This is a genomic window from Arthrobacter sp. GMC3 (genome assembly GCF_002929305.1).
Classification (GTDB): Bacteria; Actinomycetota; Actinomycetes; order Actinomycetales; family Micrococcaceae; genus Specibacter.
The window spans coordinates 78,826-97,082 of record NZ_PJIO01000007.1; the positions used below are offsets into that span (position 1 = coordinate 78,826).

At 61.9% G+C, this 18,257-nt stretch carries 17 protein-coding genes; 9 read left to right on the top strand and 8 right to left on the bottom strand.

The features are described from left to right. Positions 1-31: 31 nt before the first annotated feature. Positions 32-1,378, bottom strand: a complete 1,347-nt coding sequence (locus CXQ94_RS12765; RefSeq protein WP_181034205.1) for a sensor histidine kinase — start codon at positions 1,376-1,378, stop codon at positions 32-34. A gap of 212 nt (positions 1,379-1,590) precedes the next feature. On the opposite strand from CXQ94_RS12765, the gene CXQ94_RS12770 reads away from it, so the two are divergent. After that, complete coding sequence (locus CXQ94_RS12770; RefSeq protein ID WP_104090792.1) at positions 1,591-3,273, top strand: ABC-F family ATP-binding cassette domain-containing protein; 1,683 nt, start codon at positions 1,591-1,593, stop codon at positions 3,271-3,273. Between the two features lie 128 nt (positions 3,274-3,401). On the opposite strand, the gene CXQ94_RS12775 is transcribed toward CXQ94_RS12770, so the two are convergent. The 5 genes from CXQ94_RS12775 to CXQ94_RS12795 are packed head-to-tail and all read right to left on the bottom strand — an operon-like array spanning position 3,402 to position 8,527. After that, on the bottom strand, positions 3,402-4,205 hold the full coding sequence (locus tag CXQ94_RS12775) for an iron ABC transporter permease (RefSeq protein ID WP_104090795.1): 804 nt from the start codon (positions 4,203-4,205) through the stop codon (positions 3,402-3,404). Then, positions 4,189-5,091: a 2-aminoethylphosphonate ABC transporter permease subunit gene (locus CXQ94_RS12780; RefSeq protein WP_219817046.1), complete on the bottom strand. Its 903-nt coding sequence runs from the start codon at positions 5,089-5,091 to the stop codon at positions 4,189-4,191. The genes CXQ94_RS12775 and CXQ94_RS12780 overlap by 17 nt, the downstream gene beginning before the upstream one ends. Next, positions 5,088-6,239 carry an ABC transporter ATP-binding protein gene (locus CXQ94_RS12785; protein ID WP_104091090.1) on the bottom strand — a complete coding sequence of 384 codons (1,152 nt, stop codon included), beginning with the start codon at positions 6,237-6,239 and terminating at the stop codon, positions 5,088-5,090. The genes CXQ94_RS12780 and CXQ94_RS12785 overlap by 4 nt, the downstream gene beginning before the upstream one ends. A gap of 43 nt (positions 6,240-6,282) precedes the next feature. Then, positions 6,283-7,338, bottom strand: coding sequence for a 2-aminoethylphosphonate ABC transporter substrate-binding protein (locus CXQ94_RS12790; protein WP_104090797.1), 1,056 nt, complete (start codon positions 7,336-7,338; stop codon positions 6,283-6,285). A gap of 10 nt (positions 7,339-7,348) precedes the next feature. Beyond that, complete coding sequence (locus CXQ94_RS12795; RefSeq protein ID WP_104090801.1) at positions 7,349-8,527, bottom strand: TIGR03364 family FAD-dependent oxidoreductase; 1,179 nt, start codon at positions 8,525-8,527, stop codon at positions 7,349-7,351. A gap of 164 nt (positions 8,528-8,691) precedes the next feature. On the opposite strand from CXQ94_RS12795, the gene CXQ94_RS12800 reads away from it, so the two are divergent. The 3 genes from CXQ94_RS12800 to CXQ94_RS12810 all read left to right on the top strand — a co-directional run bounded on the left by CXQ94_RS12800 (position 8,692) and on the right by CXQ94_RS12810 (position 11,437). Then, positions 8,692-9,444: a GntR family transcriptional regulator gene (locus CXQ94_RS12800; RefSeq protein ID WP_104090804.1), complete on the top strand. Its 753-nt coding sequence runs from the start codon at positions 8,692-8,694 to the stop codon at positions 9,442-9,444. Between the two features lie 14 nt (positions 9,445-9,458). Then, positions 9,459-10,157, top strand: coding sequence for a phosphonatase-like hydrolase (locus CXQ94_RS12805; RefSeq protein WP_104090807.1), 699 nt, complete (start codon positions 9,459-9,461; stop codon positions 10,155-10,157). Between the two features lie 77 nt (positions 10,158-10,234). Next, positions 10,235-11,437 carry an MFS transporter gene (locus tag CXQ94_RS12810; protein WP_104090810.1) on the top strand — a complete coding sequence of 401 codons (1,203 nt, stop codon included), beginning with the start codon at positions 10,235-10,237 and terminating at the stop codon, positions 11,435-11,437. Here the strand turns inward: CXQ94_RS12810 and CXQ94_RS12815 are convergent. Next, on the bottom strand, positions 11,434-12,075 hold the full coding sequence (locus tag CXQ94_RS12815; RefSeq protein ID WP_104090812.1) for a phosphatase PAP2 family protein: 642 nt from the start codon (positions 12,073-12,075) through the stop codon (positions 11,434-11,436). The two genes, CXQ94_RS12810 and CXQ94_RS12815, sit on opposite strands and share 4 nt — an antisense overlap. A gap of 191 nt (positions 12,076-12,266) precedes the next feature. Here CXQ94_RS12815 and CXQ94_RS12820 point away from each other — a divergent pair, with 191 nt between their 5' ends. The 5 genes from CXQ94_RS12820 to CXQ94_RS12840 are packed head-to-tail and all read left to right on the top strand — an operon-like array spanning position 12,267 to position 17,507. Beyond that, positions 12,267-13,223, top strand: coding sequence for an ABC transporter ATP-binding protein (locus tag CXQ94_RS12820; RefSeq protein WP_104090815.1), 957 nt, complete (start codon positions 12,267-12,269; stop codon positions 13,221-13,223). Between the two features lie 2 nt (positions 13,224-13,225). Beyond that, positions 13,226-14,140 (top strand): ABC transporter permease, encoded by a 915-nt coding sequence (locus tag CXQ94_RS12825; RefSeq protein ID WP_104090818.1) that lies wholly within the window; start codon positions 13,226-13,228, stop codon positions 14,138-14,140. Positions 14,141-14,187: 47 nt separating this feature from the next. Beyond that, positions 14,188-15,471 (top strand): sensor histidine kinase, encoded by a 1,284-nt coding sequence (locus CXQ94_RS12830; RefSeq protein WP_258067061.1) that lies wholly within the window; start codon positions 14,188-14,190, stop codon positions 15,469-15,471. Further along, the gene (locus CXQ94_RS12835) at positions 15,468-16,184 is read left to right on the top strand and encodes a response regulator transcription factor (RefSeq protein ID WP_104090821.1); all 717 of its coding nucleotides are present in this window, start codon (positions 15,468-15,470) and stop codon (positions 16,182-16,184) included. Before CXQ94_RS12830 ends, CXQ94_RS12835 begins: the two co-directional genes overlap by 4 nt. A gap of 45 nt (positions 16,185-16,229) precedes the next feature. Further along, complete coding sequence (locus tag CXQ94_RS12840; protein ID WP_104090824.1) at positions 16,230-17,507, top strand: M18 family aminopeptidase; 1,278 nt, start codon at positions 16,230-16,232, stop codon at positions 17,505-17,507. A gap of 7 nt (positions 17,508-17,514) precedes the next feature. On the opposite strand, the gene CXQ94_RS12845 is transcribed toward CXQ94_RS12840, so the two are convergent. After that, entirely contained in the window at positions 17,515-18,165 is a 651-nt protein-coding gene (locus tag CXQ94_RS12845) for a DUF1345 domain-containing protein (protein ID WP_258067062.1), read from the bottom strand. Positions 18,166-18,257: the final 92 nt, after the last annotated feature.

Here is an 18,257-nt window from a genome sequence, read left to right on the forward strand (position 1 = left end):
GCGTATCCCGGGAGGGGCCCTAGTGCCCGGCTCAGAGGTCGGTAGCCGTGGTGGTCCGGCCGTGGCCTGCCGCGTTCAGAGGGATCGACGCGCGGACAGTAGTGGGGCCGCCTTCCGGGCTGACGATCTCCAGTGACCCGTCAACCCCGGCCAGCCTGTCCATCAATCCGGCCAAGCCGTGGCCCTTCCCCACATGGGCGCCGCCGCGGCCGTCGTCCACCACGTCCAGAAGCAACTCGGTGGGCGAGACCACCATGGTGACCTGCGCCTTGGCGGCCCCGGAATGCTTGGCAACGTTGGCCAGGGCCTCGGAGACAACAAAGTATGCGGCATTCTCGGCACTTTCTGCCAACCGCTCGCCACCGGTCAAGTTGCCGGCCAACTCGACGGGGACGGTTGAGCGGCTGCCCAACGACTGGACGGCTGCGTGCAGGCCGCGGTCGGTCAACAAGGGAGGGGCAATGCCGCGGGAGAGCGAGCGCAGTTCCGCCAGGGCCTCCCTGCTTTGTTCAAGGGCCCCGTCCATGAGTTTGCGGGCCGCCACCGGGTCGGATTCCATCCGCCGCTGCGCCGCCTCGACATCCATTTGCAGGCGGATGAGACGTTGTTGCGGGCCGTCATGGAGGTCCCGCTCAATTTTGCGCAGGGTCTGGGCCTCCTCGGACACCACCTGGGCTCGGCTGCTGGCCAATTCGGCACTGCGGGCGCGCAAGCTGGCCGTTTCGTTGGTGAGCAGGCCCCGCGAAATGGCGGCATCAGTGGTTGCCAGCAGATGGGTGACAAACGGCAAGGTCAAAAGAAAGCCGACGCCGTATGCCAGTCCCAGCCAGCCCTCGGCCGCCGCCGGGCTCAGGCCAAGAAGGCGGTCCAGGCCGATCAATTCCGCCAGCGGCATATTGTCTGCCGGCAGGAACCGCCCCCAAAACCATTGAGTCAAACCGCCAAGTGCCACGGCCAGCCAAGTGACGGCAACACTGAAGGAGGCTGTGCGAAAGGCGAACGACACCACCGTCCCATGAACCATGTCCTTCCACAGCTGCGGATCGGCCAGGTTCCTAAACATGCCGCCAATGGAATTCGTGTGCCGGGGCTTGTAGTGCACGGGCGGAATCTCCCCACCCCAGCGCGCCATCATGGACCGATTGAGGGAGGCAAAACCGCGCGCAAGGGTCAGGCACAGCATCAGTATCGGCAGACCAACCCAAATGATGAGCGTGGAGACACCCACGGAAAACAACGTCACCAGCACAATGAATGACGCCAGCGAAACAAAGAAACCGGGCAGGATGTAAGCCAGGTCGGAGCCGATCTGACGCCACGTGGCAGGCCGGACGATGAGCCACGATTTGCGGGCAAGGGGACTAGCGGAGTTGTTCATGGTTCCATCCTTCCCGGGGCGTTGTCCGTAAACCATCATGCCAGCAGGCCAATGCAGGGTGGGGATATCCCCACCTGCTCCCCAGGTTCGTTCCTCACCCGGGGCCCCTCGCAGGCGTGGACCCAACCACCCAGCTGCGGCGCTCACGGGGCAGGGAGGGCGCCGCCGTCGACCGTTCGGTGGAGAGCACCAGAAGATGGGAGAATTACTGTGTGGGACATATAGACGTTGCAAACATTGACTACTTTCTCTCCGACGGCCGGCAGTTGCTGAACGGGGTGAACTTCCGCGTCGCCGACGGCACCAAGACGGCCTTGATCGGGCCCAACGGCACGGGTAAAACCACGCTGCTGCGCATCATCTGCCAGGACATCAAGGCCGATGAGGGTGCCGTCTCGCGTTCGGGCAGCATGGGTGTCATGCGCCAGTTCGTAGGCCAGGTGCGCGACGACAGCACTGTGCGTGATTTGCTGCTGTCGGTGTCCTCCGCGACCATTGCGGCGGCCGGAAAAGCCGTCGACACCGCCGAACTTGCCATGCTTGAGCTCGATGACGAGCCCAGTCAGATGGCCTACGCCCAGGCAATTGCCGACTGGGGCGACGTGGGCGGCTACGAGATGGAAACCACCTGGGACGAGGTCACCATGGCCGCGATGGGCATGGACTTCTACACGGCTCAATACCGCAAAGCCGCCACATTGAGCGGTGGAGAGCAAAAACGGCTGGTGCTTGAGGCCCTGTTCTCCGGACCGGACGAGGTCCTGTTGCTCGATGAGCCGGATAACTACCTGGACGTCCCCGGCAAGCGCTGGCTTGAGGCCAAGATGGCGGCGTCCCCGAAGTCGGTGCTGTTTGTCAGCCACGACCGTGAACTCCTTGCCAACGCCGCGGACAGGATTGTCACCTTGGAGCCTGGCATCAACGGGGCCTCCAGCTGGACCCACGGCGGCGGTTTTGAATCGTACGTGCAGGCCCGCGAGGATCGCAACGCCCGTTTCGAGGAATTGCGCAAGCGCTGGGACGAGGAGCACATCAAGCTCAAGGAACTCGTCAACATGTACAAGACCAAGGCGGCGTTCCGCTCGGATATGGCGAACCGCTACCAGGCCGCACAGTCGCGGCTGGCCCAGTTCCTGGAAAAAGGTCCGCCGGAGGCCCTGCCCATTGAGCAGAACGTGAAGATGCGGCTCAAGGGCGGACGCACCGCCAAGCGCGCCATTGTGGCCACCAAACTTGAACTCACCGGGCTGATGAAGCCGTTCAGCACCGAGATCTGGTTTGGCGACCGCGTGGGCGTGCTGGGATCCAACGGCTCAGGAAAGTCGCACTTCCTGAGGCTCTTAGCGGCCGGCGGCTCCGACCCCGACAAGGAACATGAACCCGTGTCCGACGTCGAGATTGCCCCCGTTCCACATGAGGGATCGGTGAAGCTTGGTGCTCGCATCAGGCCCGGATTCTTTGCTCAGACCCATGCCCGCCCGGATCTGCTCAAGCGGACGTTGCTGGATATCTTGCACCGCGGTGACGAGCACCGCTCAGGATTGGGTCGCGAAGCCGCCGCCAGCGTACTTGACCGCTATGGCCTGGCCTCCAGCTCGGAGCAAAAGTACGATTCCCTCTCAGGTGGACAGCAGGCACGGTTCCAGATTCTGCTGCTGGAACTCTCCGGCGCCACGTTGTTGCTGCTGGACGAGCCCACGGACAACCTTGACCTGCACTCCGCCGAGGCGCTGGAAAAAGCCATCGATTCCTTCGAGGGTACGGTCCTGGCCGTCACTCACGACCGTTGGTTTGCCCGTTCCTTCGACCGTTTCCTGGTGTTTGGCTCCGACGGCAAGGTCTACGAGTCCGAAGAACCCGTCTGGGATGAAAAGCGGGTTGAGCGCGCCCGGTAGAGCTCGTGCCGGGGAAGCCACAGTCCCGGAGTCTCGCCGAGGTAGACGGAACGGTACTGAAGTCGACGTAGCGAACCTGTCGATTCGCTACGTTCCGTCTACCTCGGCGGCGGGCCCGAAAGGGCGGACTACCGGACAGCAGTCTTGCCCCGGAACTTTGCAATGACGGCCAGAACGGTCACGGTGACGGCTATCAAAACAAGCGTGTTTGCCGCGGCGTCGAACAAGGCGCCGCGATCGGTCAGTGTGAAGATCGTAACTGGCAACGTGCGCCAACTTGCCGGGTAGACCATGACTGTTGCACCCAACTCGCCCATGCACAGTGCCACTGCCAAGCCCGCAGCCGCGACGATGGACGGCAGCAGCAGGGGCAAGCGGATGGTGACCAACACCCGAAGCCGCGACGCCCCCAAACTCGCAGCGGCCAGAGGAATAAGCGGATCCGCATCCCGAGTTGCCGCCGACACCGTACTGTAGGCAAACGCCAGCACCAGCAATGTCTGAGCCAAAATCACGATTGCCACAGTCCCATTGAGCAAAAGGGGAGGTTTGCTGAACGCTGTCAGCAGGCCCAAGCCAACGACCACGGACGGCACCGCCGCTGGCAGGTGAAACACGGCGTCGCTCACCCTGGAAACAGCGGAATTGGCTGGCGAGGAACACGCGCAAAGGGCCGCCCAGGTGCCCAACAAAACGGCCAAAAGACTCGCGAAAAGCGCCGTTTGTAGACTGACCATCAGTGAGGAGAGGTTGTCCGTGGCCAATGCCCCACCCACGTGATCCAGCGTGGGGTTGGACGGCAGGACCCCGTTCCAACTCCCGGCAAAAGCCGCCATGAAGGTGACAAGCAATGGTGCACCAACCAGGAGCAGCAACGCCGCCGCTAGGAAAGCCCAGATCGTGAATCTAGCAGATTTAGCGTGCAGCAGCATGGTGGGCTCCGGAAAGTTTCTTGGTAATCCAGCGGTAAAGGCAATAGACGCTCAGTGACAGACCCACCTGAAGACAGGCGATGACCGCCGCTGAGGGGAAATCGAATGTAACGATGCTGCGTGTGTAGATCAGCATGGGAAGCGTCATGACGTTCTTGGCTCCGGTAAAGAGGATGATGCCGAACTCATTCATGGTCAACAGGAATGTGAGTCCGGCGGCGGCAGCCAGGGCGGGCACGGCGGCGGGCAGAATCACAGTGCGGACAATCGCCAACGGACTGCTGCCTAGGCTCGCGGCGACATCGATGAGCTCGCGAGGAATCAGGGAAAATACTGCCAAAAGTGGGCGGACCACAAATGGGGTGTAAAAGGCGACCTCCGCCAACACGACGCCGGGAACGTCGTTGACAAAATTCAGCGGCGGCACACCAGGGGCCAACGACTCCACGACAGAGTTGACCACGCCCGTGCGGCCGTAAAGGATGCTGAAGGCCAAGGGAATGAGGAACGACGGGAACGACACCACAGTCTCAATGAGCCGGGTGATGAACCCCGCGCCACGAAACGGCACAAAAGAGAGAGCCAAGGCCACGAAGGTGCCCAAGATCAGGGCTCCTAGAGTCGACATACCGGCAATTTTCACCGTGGTTCCCACGGCCGTCTGCACGGCCGGCGAGGCGATCTCGTAACGCCAATTTTCCAGCCCCACAGGCGCCCCTGACTTGTCCAGAAACGACTGCGCACCGATCTGCAGAAGTGGGTAAATGAAGAACGCCGCGACAAAAAGGAGTGGAACGGCAAGCCACAACCACGCCCGCCAAGGACTGGAATTCCGCACGGGGAGCTCATACTCCGGGGCTGGCTTGTGCAACACTTCGGCGCTCACGCCACGGCTCCTGCCGGCACCAACACGACATGGGTCGGATCAACGGTGAGCACTACCAGGTCCCCGGGTGCCGGTACAGCCGAAAGGGCTGGTAAGTCTACGGTGACCCGTTCTGCAATACCGATCAGGTCCACCTGAAGGCGATGCCCTGCACCGCGCCATTGCACCGATTCCACCCTGCCGGGCAAGCTGTTGACGGCCGAGACGGAAGTCTCCTGCGACCGTGTGCTGACCTGCCAGGCATGCGGGCGAACGGCCACCTGTGCCCTGTCGCCGGGAACCAGGGCAAACGGAGCAAGTGCCTTCATCCGATGTGCACCCACCATGACAGAAGCCAGCGAACCAGGCTCGGCGACAACAGTTGTGGACACTGCCGGCAGCAGGGAGGCCCCGCCTAGGAATTTTGCCGTAAAAGCGCTTGCCGGCCGGTTGTACAGTTGATCCGCAGTGCCAATTTCCTCAAGCCGTGAATTGCGCATCACGGCAATTCTGTCCGCCAATGTCAGGGCCTCCGACTGGTCATGCGTCACGTACACCATGGCAATTTCGGGAAGCTCAGAGCGCAAGGCCTGCAGTTCAATGAGCATCTCGGCACGCAACGAAGCATCCAGTGCAGACAATGGCTCATCAAGCAACAAAACCTGCGGCTTGATGGCCAGGGCCCGAGCTATGGCCACGCGCTGCTGCTGCCCGCCGGAAAGTTGGCGTGGCAGCTTGTGCGCATGATCCTCCATGCCCACCATCGCAAGCATCGACTTCACTCGGGCAGCGATCTGTGCCTTTGGCATCTTGCGAGCCTTGAGCCCATAGGCCACATTGGCGTCAATGCGCATGTGCGGGAACAAGGCGTATGACTGCACCACCACCCCAATTCCGCGCTGTGCGGGCGAGGTTCCGGTGACGTCCACGCCGTCCAGAAGAATCCGACCCCCCGAGGGTTGTTCAAAGCCGGCAATGGCTTTGAGTGCCGTTGACTTGCCAGACCCGGAGGGGCCCAGAAGCGCCACAGTTTCCCCGCGCGCTACCGTCAGCTCAAGCCCGGCCAGCGCCACGGTGGTGCCATAAGTCACGGAGACGTTGCGGAGCTCCACCGCGTTCGCTTTGTCTTCGGGCACGACGCCGGACTCTTGTGGTGGGCGGATAGTCATGGTTTGGGTTCGACCGGACTTCTTCTTGGTAGATAGCATGCGATTACTGGCCGGTGGCTGCGTTGTATGCCTTGATGTCGGCGTCGAGGCCGCTCAAGACGTCATTCCAAACGGGCTGCCACACTGTAACGCCATCCATGGTTTTCTCCAGCGCCGTGTAGTTGCCGTCGGTAGGTGCGACATCGGAACGGACGGGCAGCCCGAGTGCTGAACTGGAAATGGTTTCCTGGACCGGCTTTGAGAGCAGGTAGTCCATCAATTTGGCGGCATTGTCCTGATGAGGCGCCTTGGCGGCCAGACCCATGACATAGGGAAGCGCCAGGGTGACTCGGGTGCCGTCGTCGTTCTTGGGGAAGAACACCTCGAAGGCTGACTGGTCAGACTTGATTGACTGCAACGCCATCTGGACGTCGCTGTTGGCGACACTTAGCTCGCCCTTGGAAACCTTCGGTCCAAGCTTTCCGGTGGATGCGCTGGGGCCGACGTTGTTCTTCTGCAAGTCTTTCAAATAGCTAAGTGCACCGTCCTTGCCTTTGAGCTTCTGGAGCAAGAGCAGCACGGCCGTTCCGTCGCCAGCCTGTCCCGGGGTGGAGTACTGGATTTTTCCTTGGTACTTCGAATCCAGAAGGTCTTGCCACGAATCAGGCTTGTCCGTGGCTGCGGTATTGCGGATCATCGCAGCGTAGTTGTTGACTACGGACACATACATGCCATTGGCGGACTTGGACTCGGGCGGGATCGCCGCAACGTCCGCCGAATTCTTTTGCAGGAGGCCGTTCGCTTCAGCCTGCTGGATGAAAGGGGGAAGGGTAATAATAAGGTCGGCCTGCGGGTTCGACTTTTCCTTCTCGGCGCGGGAAACCACCTCCCCGGAGCCGGCTTCAATGACGTTGACCTTGATACCGGTATCTTTTGTGAAGCCAGCAAAAGTGGTGCCGTACCAGTCGGCCAAACCGTCGGCGCTGTAGACGGTAACCTGCTTTTCGGCGCCGTTGTTGCCGGCCGGGCTTCCTGTGGCAGTGCCGCCACAACCGGACATGAGGATGGCGCCAGCAGTGGTGATGGTGAGCAGGGAGATGATGCGGAAAGGCTTTTTCATGTAAGGTTCCTTAGTGGGTTCTCGAGAGCACGAGGGCATTTTCAAGCTGGTCAAAGGTTTTGCGGGCAAGGCCGAAGGAGATAGTCATCCCGATCCCGGAGGTGACTGAGACGGCCGTGACATTGGACTGGATGTCTTTGATGAGGAAGTTTTGTTGCGGGCTTGAGGCGTAAACGCCTTGCCAGCGTTGTATGACCTGAAAGTTTCCTGTCCCCAGCAAATGTGCGGCGGCACCCAGCAGGGTGTCCTGAGTTTGTTCGGACAGGAAAGGGTCCACAGTTGTCTCGGTGTAGTGGCTGTCGCCAATGATCAAAGTGCCGTCGGGGCGCTGGGTCAGCATGAGGTTCGCGTCGATGGCCAGCAGTTCCGGGTTCCGGGCTGCCAGTTCCTTCTTTAACTCGTCAGCGGCGGCCGTTTCGGCGAAGGCGGGGTAGCGTAGCATCGAGGTCCCGGTGAGAATGGCTGGGCCAATTCTCAGCGACGCTGGCGGACGCACCAAGGCCATCTGCAAGGCGCAACGGTTGACCTCGAAGGCCTCGGAAAGTTCCGGGTAGACGTAGTCAAGATCGTGCCCTACACAAACGATCACCCGGGAGGCCCGGAAGGACCCGCGAGAGGTGCGAATAGTGCTCAGCTGCGCACCATCGTCGTCGGTGCCCAAGTAGGAGGTGCGCCATTGGAACCAGACGCGCGGCTGCTTGGCCAGCCAGGCTGCCAACTTGGCGACAGCCTCGCGAGGGTCAACCCGGATGTCATCGCGGAGTAAGGCACCGGCCATGATGGCGCCGTCTCCTTTTCCGGAGAGCTGCTGGCGCACTGCATCCGCATTGACCAGTTTCACCTGATCTGCTCCGCGGCGCGCTGCAAGTTCCTCCAACACAGCGACTTCTTGCAGGTTGCGCGCCACGGCCAAACCGCCGGACTCCACGGAGAAGAAGCCGGCCAGTTTGCTGTGGCGAAGCCAGCCCTCCCGGGCCGCCGTGGCCAAATCCAGCAGTTCGCCGGACTGGGCGGTGACACAGCAGTGGCCGAAGTTGCGAATTGAGGCGCCAACAGCCCGGGAGTCACGATCGATGATGCGGACGCTTAAGCCGCGTGAAACTGCCTCGGCGGCATGCGCCAGGCCGATGATTCCGGCACCCACAATCAGCACGTCCGTGCTGTGGTTTGATGAAATTGATTCGCTCATGGCAACGACTTTGCCTCGATGCCCGAACCCAAATCAAGCCAAAACGGTAGATGTATAGACAAGTTCTCAAACGGTTCATTTAGTGCGTCGATTGTTTGCCTACTGTTCAATTTTGCCCCTGAAATTCAGGGTTCCTGGCTACTTCGCGCTTGTATACTCAACTCATGAAATTGGCCCTACATGTTCAACTTCGCGACGAATTGCGGCACCGGATTGAGTCCGGGTTGTGGCCCGAAGGGGCGCCGGTCCCCTCAGAAGCGGAACTATGCAAGGAATTTGGGGCATCCCGCGGCCCTGTTCGGCAGGCGTTGGCCGCCCTGCGTTCCGAGGGCCTCATTGCCGGTGGGCGGGGCAAGTCTCCGGTGGTTCGTCCCGCGGTGGTGTCCCAATCGGTGGAGACGTTCTTGTCCTTTACCGACTGGGCCGAAACCATGGGCAAGGTGCCAGGACAAAAGACCGTGGAGATCGCCAAACGGGCTGCGGGGCTAGTGGTAGGAGAACAGCTAGGCATCGGCGCCGATGACCCGGTGGTGGCCCTTCTGCGGCTACGATCCCTGGACGGCGAACCTGCCATGGTGGAGCGCTCCCACTTTGTGCCGACGGCAGGGCAACCACTCTTTGACTTTGACACCGACTCCGGATCAACGTTCCGCTACCTTTTGGGTGCCGGCGTCGACCTGCACAGCGCCCGGCACATTATTGATGCCGTCGCCGCGGACGACACAGATGCGGTCCTTTTGGGGATAGCAGCAGGGGCACCCCTATTGCGTGAACGCCGTGTGACGTTCTCCTCCAACGGAGAACCGCTGGAATATGCCGATGACAGGTACCGGCCAGAACTTGCCAACTTCATGATCAGCAACACCTTGCATGGCAGGGCTCCCGTGGCCCGCGTCCAAAGCACCACTACTTCTTAAGGAAATCGAACACCATGATTGAACTTGCCGTCTTTGATATGGCCGGAACCACCGTTGATGATCATGGGATCGTCTATGTCGCCCTGCAGGATGCGGTAGAGGAAACAGGTGCCACGGTTTCGCCAGGGGATCTACAGGAGTGGATGGGGGCCGACAAAGTTTCGGCCATCAAAGCGTTGATGGAACGGGGCGGGCAGAAGCCGACTGAAGAGCGGGTTTCCGCGGCCTTTGCGCGGTTTCGTGAAATCCTCGCGGACCGGTACGCGAGGACACCGCCGGTGGCCCTGCCTGGCGTCGAGCAAGCCATCGCTGTGCTGCGGGGCCGAGGCATCAGAGTCGCCTTGACCACGGGCTTCGACGACGACGTTGCCTACCCCCTGCTCGAATCATTGGGTTGGGGTGTTGGCGAGGGCGTTGCCTCAATGATTGACGCGGTCGTGACCACCACCGATGTTGCCGCAGGGCGCCCCGCACCATTTATGATTCACCACGCCATGGAAAAGACAGGCATTCACGACGTCAGGAATGTGCTGGCCGCCGGAGACACCGCCGTCGATCTTCAGGCAGGGCGCAATGCCGGCGCCATCTCGGTGGGTGTCCTGACCGGAAAACTCAGCCACGCCCAACTCGCCGCCCACCCGCACGACTACATCCTGGCCAGCGTCGCAGATGTGCCCTCACTTGCGGAGACGCAGCCTCCGGCTTCGAAGTAGCGGCAGAATGCCGGGGAATTACGGCACTAGAGTAAAAGTAACGATTTCGCCCCTCCATCAGTGAAGAGCTCTCCACCATGAATCAGCAAGCGGTCCGCCGTGCGGCCATTGCCACCTTTACCGTTTTCGCCATCAACGGATTTGTGTTCGCCAGCTGGGCAGCACGCATCCCGGCAGTGACCCGAATCCTGGATCTGACTGCCGGCGAGATGGGCATGCTATTGCTGACCATTGCGGCCGGCTCTGTGGTTGCGCTGCCGCTGGCCGGCTCCGTTGTGGCCCGCATCGGCACGGCGAACACAGTGCGCGCCGGCGGATTCACCGCAGCCACGGGCGGGCTGATCGTCTCGATCGCCCTAGCCCAGGCGTCGGTTCCGCTGACTGCTCTTGGACTGATCTTCTTCGGGGTAGGTGTGGGGCTGTGGGATGTCGCGCAGAACATTGAGGGTGCCGACGTCGAACGCCATCTGGGCAGGACCATCATGCCCCAGTTCCACGGCGGTTTCAGCGGCGGCGCCCTGATCGGTGCCCTCGTAGGTGCCGGCCTCTCCGCAGTCAACGTCAGCATGTCCTTGCACCTGGCTGCCATTGTGGTTCTTGTCTGCGCCGCCATGCACTTTGTCCCGCGCTTCTTCCTGCCCGAAACCAAGGCAGTTCCGTCCGCGGATCAGGACCCCAAAAGAACCGTCCCGAAGGGCCGCAGTGCCTGGACGGAAAAGCGCACCTTGCTGGTAGGGCTGGTGGTTTTGGGTGCCGCCCTGACCGAAGGTGCCGCCAACGACTGGATTGCCAAGGCCTCCGTGGACGGCCTTGGCGCCACGGAAGCCGCCGGCGCCATCATGTTTGCCGTGTTCGTAGCCTCCATGACATTGTTCAGGTTCTTCGGTGGACGCTTCATTGACACCTTCGGACGTGTGCCCGTGCTGTATTTCAGCCTGGGTGCCGCCCTTGTTGGCCTGCTCATCTTTGTCCTGGCCCCAAACATGCTGGTGGCCGGGATCGGTGCGGTGCTCTGGGGTGCGGGCGCCGCCATGGGCTTCCCCATGGGCATGTCGGCCGCCGCCGATGACCCGGCCCGGGCAGCGGCCAGGGTTTCGGTAGTCTCCACCATTGGCTACGTGGCGTTCCTTGCCGGTCCGCCCTTGCTGGGCTTTCTGGGCGACCATGTCACCATCCGATGGGCCTTGCTTGCCATCGCCGTCGCCATTGTTGCCTCAATCCTGACGGCCCCGGCAGCCAAGCCCTTGCCCGAGTCGGCCTTTGAGAAATCCGCCAGCTAAGAAACCGAAGCATACCGTCTAAGGCATTTGTCTTGCATCGCGGCCCACAGCAACAAGGTGACGCCGATTCCCAGCAGGGCCCCGGCTATGGTGTCAGAGATCCAATGGGCACCAAGGTAGGTGCGGCTGTACATCATGGCAACACTGAGTATCGCGCCGCTGATCCACATCCACAGTTTGCCCAGCACGACGGCGGTAGTCACCATTGCTGCCACGGTGGCACTTACATGCCCGGAAGGGTATGAGCCGGAGTCGACATTGACGAGTCGATCCAGGGGCCGGGGCCTGGCCACCAGAAACTTGATCAGTTGTGTCACTAGCAGGGCGCCAAGGTTGGCCCCGGCGGTAAAGAACGCCAGGCGCCGGTGCCTCAATAGCAGTACAAGGAACAAGAGGACGGCGTAGATGACCATTCCGTCGTTGCCAAGGAAGTCGAGCACCCGGTTCACGGAGGTGAGCCACGGGGTGCGCGATGAGAGCATGAGCTGGTACCAGGCGTTGTCCATGCCCTGAAAGAACGGGGCATTGTGTGTCAGCCGCACCACGAGGGCGCCCGCCAGCAGAAGTGCCAGGGCAGGCAGTGAGATGGCCCAGAGGGTTCGTGCAGGAAGCGGCTGGGGGTTGAGGAGGGTGCTCATCTGCCCATCCTACGGATTGGGCCAAACCTGCCCCGCATCCGGGCCCGGAAGCTGTGCTGATCCCTGGTCATCCAAAGGGACGACCCTGAAAGGACCCTGATTCATCCCTGAGATAGAGGAAAACGGCGTCCGGGTTGCGTACGGTAGGTACAAGTAGAAGCACACAGCAACGGCGACAAGAGGATGTTCCCATGATCGAGGCAGTAAACCTGGCCAAGCACTACGGTGCCAAGACGGCTGTTGGAGGTGTCACGTTCACCGTCCGCCCGGGCATTGTCACAGGTTTTCTTGGCCCGAACGGTGCCGGAAAATCAACCACCATGCGCATGATTGTTGGTTTGGACAAGCCGAGTGCCGGGTCTGTCACGGTCAACGGCAAGCACTACGCCGATCACCACGACCCCCTGCATCAGGTGGGTGCCTTGCTTGATGCGAAGGCCGTCCATACCTCCCGCAGCGCCTACAACCACCTGCTGGCCATGGCGGCAACCCACAACATTCCCACCTCGCGCGTCAATGAGGTCATCGACATGACCGGCCTGGCCGCCGTTGCCAAGAAGAAGGCTGGCGGCTTCTCTCTGGGCATGGGGCAGCGTCTTGGTATCGCCTCGGCGCTGTTGGGTGACCCCCAAACTCTGATCCTGGACGAGCCCGTCAACGGGCTGGATCCGGAAGGTGTGCTCTGGGTACGTAACCTGGCCAAGCACCTGGCCGGACAGGGCAAAACCGTGTTCTTGTCATCGCACCTCATGAGCGAGATGGCACAAACTGCCGACCACTTGATTGTCATTGGCCGTGGCAAGATCATTGCCGACGCGCCCATCGCCACCATTCTGGCCGGCGGTCAGCAAGTGAAGACCCGCATCCGTACAAGCGAGGTGACTCGTTTGAGCGCCCTGCTGGCAGGTTCCGGAGTCACTATCGAGTGCCCGGAAAATGAAACCTTGGAAGTGACCGGCCTTGATTCGCGCCAGATCGCCGCACGCGCCCTGGAAAACCAGGTACTGGTCTATGAGCTGACGCCGCTGTCCAACTCCCTGGAAGAGGCGTATTTCGATCTGACCAAGGACGCCGTGGAGTACCACTCCCAAGAATTCACCGAAGACTCTGCAGACGCGTCAGTGCCGGCTGCCACGAAGGGACAGTAAAGATGAGTACGACGACGATTCCCGCATCTCGCGCCGCGGGCAAGCGGACCGGGCTATCCTTCGCCGGTGTTTTGCGCAGCGAATGGATCAAGTTCCGTTCCCTGCGTTCCACGCAGATGCTACTGGGCTTTTCCTTCTTGGCAGTGGTGGGCGTCGGGGCCATGGCAGCCTGGCTTCGCGGCACCATCGTTGACGCCATCATGCAGTCCGGTTCAACGGTGGCAACCCGTCCTGGTGCCATTCCCAGCGGTGCTCCGAAACTGACCATCGAGCAGGCCATTGCGTCCGCCAACGCTCAGGGACTGAACATTTACGGGACCCCCATTGCCGGGATTCAGCTGGGCGTCCTGATCCTTGGTGCCCTGGCAGTTTTGCTGATCTCCTCAGAATTTGGCACGGGCATGATCCGCTCCACCATGACAGCGGTGCCCAAGCGACTACCCGCATTCTTCGCCAAAGCCATTGTGCTGGTGGTTGTCTCCTACATACTGACCCTCGTGGCAGCTTTCATCACGTTCCTGATCTCCATCCCGATCATGAGCCACTACGGGATCACCATGTCACTGGGCATGGATGGGGTGCTCTACAGCATCTTCATGGGTGGCGTGTACGTGGCTGGCGTGGCTCTGGCAGGTCTTTCCCTGGGCACACTCATCCGCAGCTCAGCCGGCGGCATCATCGTCCTGGTGGCGCTGTTCTTCCTGCTGGAGATCGGAACCCAGCTCCTGGGCCTGGTTCCCGGAGACTTCTGGAAGTACGTGGGCCAGTACACCCCCAGCGTGGCAGGTGGGCGCATGCTGGAGATTGGTGACAAGGCAGCTTTCATCACCCCCTTCGCCGGAGGCATGATCTTCCTCGGCTGGATCTTACTGCTCACCATTCCCGCCGCCATCTCCCTCAAGACTCGCGACGTCTAAGAGGGTCCGCGGGGTCGTCGAGAACGGCGCCTCCAAGACTCGCTTTTATGCGCACCCCAGACCAGGCGGGAGCCGCGGAAAGAACGGCCGCTGCTCCCGCCGAATCACCATCCGCCGGGCGGCGGGCCGATGAATTCTCGGCCCGCCGCCGCGGTGCTGTAAGAACCTACTTTTACACCCACCCCCGCGTCATGGACGTGGTGGTGGTGCTGGTCTACCTCATCGCCGGCTCGGGCGCACTCCTCGGTAGTTCAACCGAACGATTGTGGATCCACCTGATCCTGCTGGCAGCTACGGCCGTGGTGCTCATGTTCCGCCGCGACAGGCCGCTGACAGTTGTGGTGATCATTGCCATTTTCGAAATCATGGCCCTGGCTCTGATTCCCAATTCAAGCAACGTGGGAGTGGGCCTCTGGTTTGCCCTGTACGCCGTGGCTGCGCGGTACCAGGCCGTTCTGAGTTTCACGGTGGCCGCCGTCGCCACGGCTCCGCTGGTGCTGTATACGCTGCTTTACTATCAGTACCCCAGTGACCTTATTGTGGCCAACGGCCCCAGCCTGGTGGAAAGCCTGATCATCACGGTGATCGCACTGGTGCTAGCCAATGTTATCGCCACAGGCCTCGGTGCCTCCGTGCGGCGCGGACGCGAACATGAAGCCGAGCTGCGTCGGTGGGCCATTCGAAACGCCCAGCTGGCGTCCGTTGCCGAGCGCAACAGGATCGCCCGGGAGATGCACGACGTTGTGGCTCATTCGCTGACGGTGATGGTGGCTTTGTCCGATGGTGCCGCCGTCGTGGTCAAGCGGGATCCGAGCAAGGCTCAGGAGGTCCTGGGACAGCTCTCGCAAACAGGACGGACAGCGCTCACCGACATGCGCAGGGTCCTTGGCGTCCTGCGCGATGACGACGCGGCGCGACGCTCTCCACAGCCCGACCACACCGATCTGGGAGCGCTCATGGAAGGATTCAGGCAGGCCGGTCTGCCACTTAGCTTTACCCAAGCGGGGCCAATACTGCCCCGAGACCCAGCCCTTTCCCTAACCGTGTACCGGATTGTGCAGGAGTCGCTGACCAACGTGCTGCGCTATGGCACCGCAGTCTCCCGGGTACAGGTGCTGATCGAGAATAATCCAGAGGCCGGGCTGCTGAAGGTGCGCGTGTACGACGACGGTCACGGCTCAATTAACGCTTCCCTGGGTTCCGGGCAAGGCATTGTGGGCATGCGTGAGCGTGCCGGAATCTATGCTGGAACTGTCGACGCCGGCCCGGTCCCGCGGGGTGGGTGGCAGGTAGACGCGGTGATGCACCTAGGCACGGAGAGTCAACAATGAGTGGGGACGATGAGGAAACTGTGAGTGAAGAGCAAACCAGGCCGATATCTGTCCTGCTCGTGGATGACCAGCCACTTCTGCGCATGGGCTTCAGGCTCATCCTGGAAGGCGAAGACGACCTGACCGTGGTGGGGGAGTCGGCCAACGGGATCGAAGCCCTTGCCGCCGTCGAACGCCTGCGCCCGGACGTGGTGCTCATGGACGTCCGCATGCCCCTGATGGACGGGATCGAGGCCACCAGGAAGATCAGTGCCTCGGCATCCGAGTCCAGGGTCATCATCTTGACCACTTTCGATTTAGATGAATACGCCCTGGCAGGGCTGCAAGCGGGGGCCAGCGCGTTCATGCTCAAGGACGTGGCGCCAGCTGACCTTGTCAACGCCGTGCGCGTTGTGGCCAGCGGCGACGCCGTGGTGGCGCCGCGCATCACCCAACTGCTGTTGGAGAACTTTGTCCGGTCCCAGCCTGTGCGGGTGCCTGCGCCGCGCGACCCCTTGCTGGATGCATTGACGCCGCGCGAACTTGAGGTGGCGCAGACAATCTCACAGGGGCTTTCCAACGCCGAAATCGCCCACCAGCTGTTTCTTTCAGAGGCGACGGTGAAAACGCATGTGAGGCGAATCCTGACGAAACTGCAGCTGCGCGACCGCGTCCAGGTGGTTGTTTACGCCTACGAAACCGGCCTGGTCACACCAAGCAACCCCGACTACTGACCCCTCCGCCAGCGCGAACCCGCCCGATGGTGGTTGAATCGAGGTATGACTTCTGTTGAGCACATCCTGGACCTCCGCGACTTCATTGACGCCTCCCCGTCAAGCTTCCACGCAGCCCACGAGGCCGGCCGGCGGCTAAGCGCTGCCGGCTTCACCCAGCTCTTGGAAGCGCAGGAGTGGCCCGCCCACGGGAAGCACTTTGTGATCCGCGACGGCGCCATCATCGCCTGGATCACCCCGGAGACGGCAACGGCAACCACCGGTTTCAACATCCTGGGAGCCCACACGGATTCGCCCTCCTTCAAGCTCAAGCCCAAACCCACCACCGGCCGGTTCGGCTGGCTGCAGGCAGGCGTGGAAGTGTACGGCGGGCCGCTGCTGACCTCCTGGCTTGATCGGGAACTGCAATTTGCCGGGCGCCTGGTGGATCTGGATGGCACCGAATCGCTGGTCGCCACCGGCCCCTTGCTGCGTTTTCCGCAGCTGGCCATCCACCTGGACAGATCTGCCAACGACGGCCTGAAATTGGCCAAGCAGGCGCAGATGAACCCCGTTTGGGGCCAGGGCCACCCGGGGACCGAGGATTTGCTGGGGCTGTTGGCGCAGCGGGCCGGCGTGGATGCGGCCACCATTGGGGGCTATGACATTGTGGTGGCTGACACCCAGCCCGGCCAGGTTTTTGGCGCCAAGAATGAGTTCTTTGCCGCCGGGCGGATGGACAATCTGACCTCTGTGCACGCAGGATTGGTGGCCCTGATCAATGCCGCCGACCGCTCCGCGGCGAGCCCGGTCATTGCCGTGCTGGCGGCCTTTGACCATGAAGAGATCGGCTCGGGCTCGCGATCCGGCGCCTGCGGACCAATCCTTGAGGACATCTTGACCCGGGTATCTGACGGGCTGGGGGCAACGGTGAGTGAACGGCGTCGTGCCTTCGCCAAGTCTTTCTGCGTGTCGGCCGACGCCGGCCATGCGGTGCACCCGAACTATTCCGAGCGTCACGACCCGGCAAACCTGCCGGTACTCAACGGTGGCCCGCTGCTGAAAATCAACGCCAACCAGCGCTACGCCACGGACGGGACGGGGGCGGCGATCTGGGCCAATCTATGCCGCGAGACCGGCGCTCCGTACCAGGAATTTGTCTCAAACAACGACGTCCCCTGCGGCTCCACCATTGGCCCGCTCACGGCCACGCGGCTCGGAATCCGGACCGTCGACGTCGGAACGCCGCTGTTGTCGATGCACTCGGCAAGGGAACTGTGCGGTGTGAATGACCCCTTCCACCTCAGTCGCATTGCGCAGACCTTCTTCGGCACCGCCGTCTAGAAAAGAGCTAGGAGACCAGGCTGACCACCAGGTTGATGGTGGTGGCCAGGATCCCCGTGCCGAACACGAACGCGAGCAGGCTGTGGCGAAGGGCTGCCGAGCGCATCTCCCGCGTGGTGATGTTGGTGTCGGAGACCTGGTAGGTCATGCCGACGCTGAAGGCCATGTAGGCGATGTCGGTGTACTGGGGGAGGGCGTCCTGGTTGAAGTTGATGCCACCGGCCTCGTCGGTGTAGTAAATCTCGGCGTAGCGCAGGGTGAAAAGGGTATGGACCAGCAACCACGACATGGCTGTGACGAGGAGGGCTAGCAGGGCCAGCAGAAACTTCCCTGAACCGTTCTCGTGCTGGCTCCCAACCATGACAAGCACGACGGCGGCCAGTGAGCCCAGGGCCGCCAGCAGGATGAGCCAGTCGGAGGTCTTCCGGCCTGGATCCTCTTCCTGGGCGTGCACTGCAGTGCGGATGTTGTCCATGGGGGCGATGGCACGCCACACCGAGACGTTATATACAAGCGCGGCCACGCCCCACCCCACGGCGGGGGCGTAGAACCAGTCGCCAAAGATCCCGGTCAGGACCACCCCCAACACGCCGCCAACAACCATCAAGATCATGCGTAGCCGGCGGTGGCGGGCCCTCCGCGAACGTGTGCTTTCCATGCAAGTGATCATGCCACGCTTGCGATCCGATGGGTGCCCTCGACGCCGTCATAGATGCGCGCCGGTCACCGTCTCGCCTAGTGAAAGCAAAT

Excerpts from the sequence above, each read along its gene's own strand:
- CXQ94_RS12785 (WP_104091090.1), bottom strand. The coding sequence starts at position 6,239 with ATGACTATCCGCCCACCACAAGAGTCCGGCGTCGTGCCCGAAGACAAA.
- CXQ94_RS12840 (WP_104090824.1), top strand. The coding sequence starts at position 16,230 with ATGACTTCTGTTGAGCACATCCTGGACCTCCGCGACTTCATTGACGCC.
- CXQ94_RS12790 (WP_104090797.1), bottom strand. The coding sequence starts at position 7,338 with ATGAAAAAGCCTTTCCGCATCATCTCCCTGCTCACCATCACCACTGCT.
- CXQ94_RS12795 (WP_104090801.1), bottom strand. The coding sequence starts at position 8,527 with ATGAGCGAATCAATTTCATCAAACCACAGCACGGACGTGCTGATTGTG.
- CXQ94_RS12805 (WP_104090807.1), top strand. The coding sequence starts at position 9,459 with ATGATTGAACTTGCCGTCTTTGATATGGCCGGAACCACCGTTGATGAT.
- CXQ94_RS12800 (WP_104090804.1), top strand. The coding sequence starts at position 8,692 with ATGAAATTGGCCCTACATGTTCAACTTCGCGACGAATTGCGGCACCGG.
- CXQ94_RS12810 (WP_104090810.1), top strand. The coding sequence starts at position 10,235 with ATGAATCAGCAAGCGGTCCGCCGTGCGGCCATTGCCACCTTTACCGTT.
- CXQ94_RS12815 (WP_104090812.1), bottom strand. The coding sequence starts at position 12,075 with ATGAGCACCCTCCTCAACCCCCAGCCGCTTCCTGCACGAACCCTCTGG.
- CXQ94_RS12835 (WP_104090821.1), top strand. The coding sequence starts at position 15,468 with ATGAGTGGGGACGATGAGGAAACTGTGAGTGAAGAGCAAACCAGGCCG.
- CXQ94_RS12775 (WP_104090795.1), bottom strand. The coding sequence starts at position 4,205 with ATGCTGCTGCACGCTAAATCTGCTAGATTCACGATCTGGGCTTTCCTA.
- CXQ94_RS12825 (WP_104090818.1), top strand. The coding sequence starts at position 13,226 with ATGAGTACGACGACGATTCCCGCATCTCGCGCCGCGGGCAAGCGGACC.
- CXQ94_RS12830 (WP_258067061.1), top strand. The coding sequence starts at position 14,188 with ATGCGCACCCCAGACCAGGCGGGAGCCGCGGAAAGAACGGCCGCTGCT.
- CXQ94_RS12765 (WP_181034205.1), bottom strand. The coding sequence starts at position 1,378 with ATGAACAACTCCGCTAGTCCCCTTGCCCGCAAATCGTGGCTCATCGTC.
- CXQ94_RS12845 (WP_258067062.1), bottom strand. The coding sequence starts at position 18,165 with ATGGAAAGCACACGTTCGCGGAGGGCCCGCCACCGCCGGCTACGCATG.
- CXQ94_RS12820 (WP_104090815.1), top strand. The coding sequence starts at position 12,267 with ATGATCGAGGCAGTAAACCTGGCCAAGCACTACGGTGCCAAGACGGCT.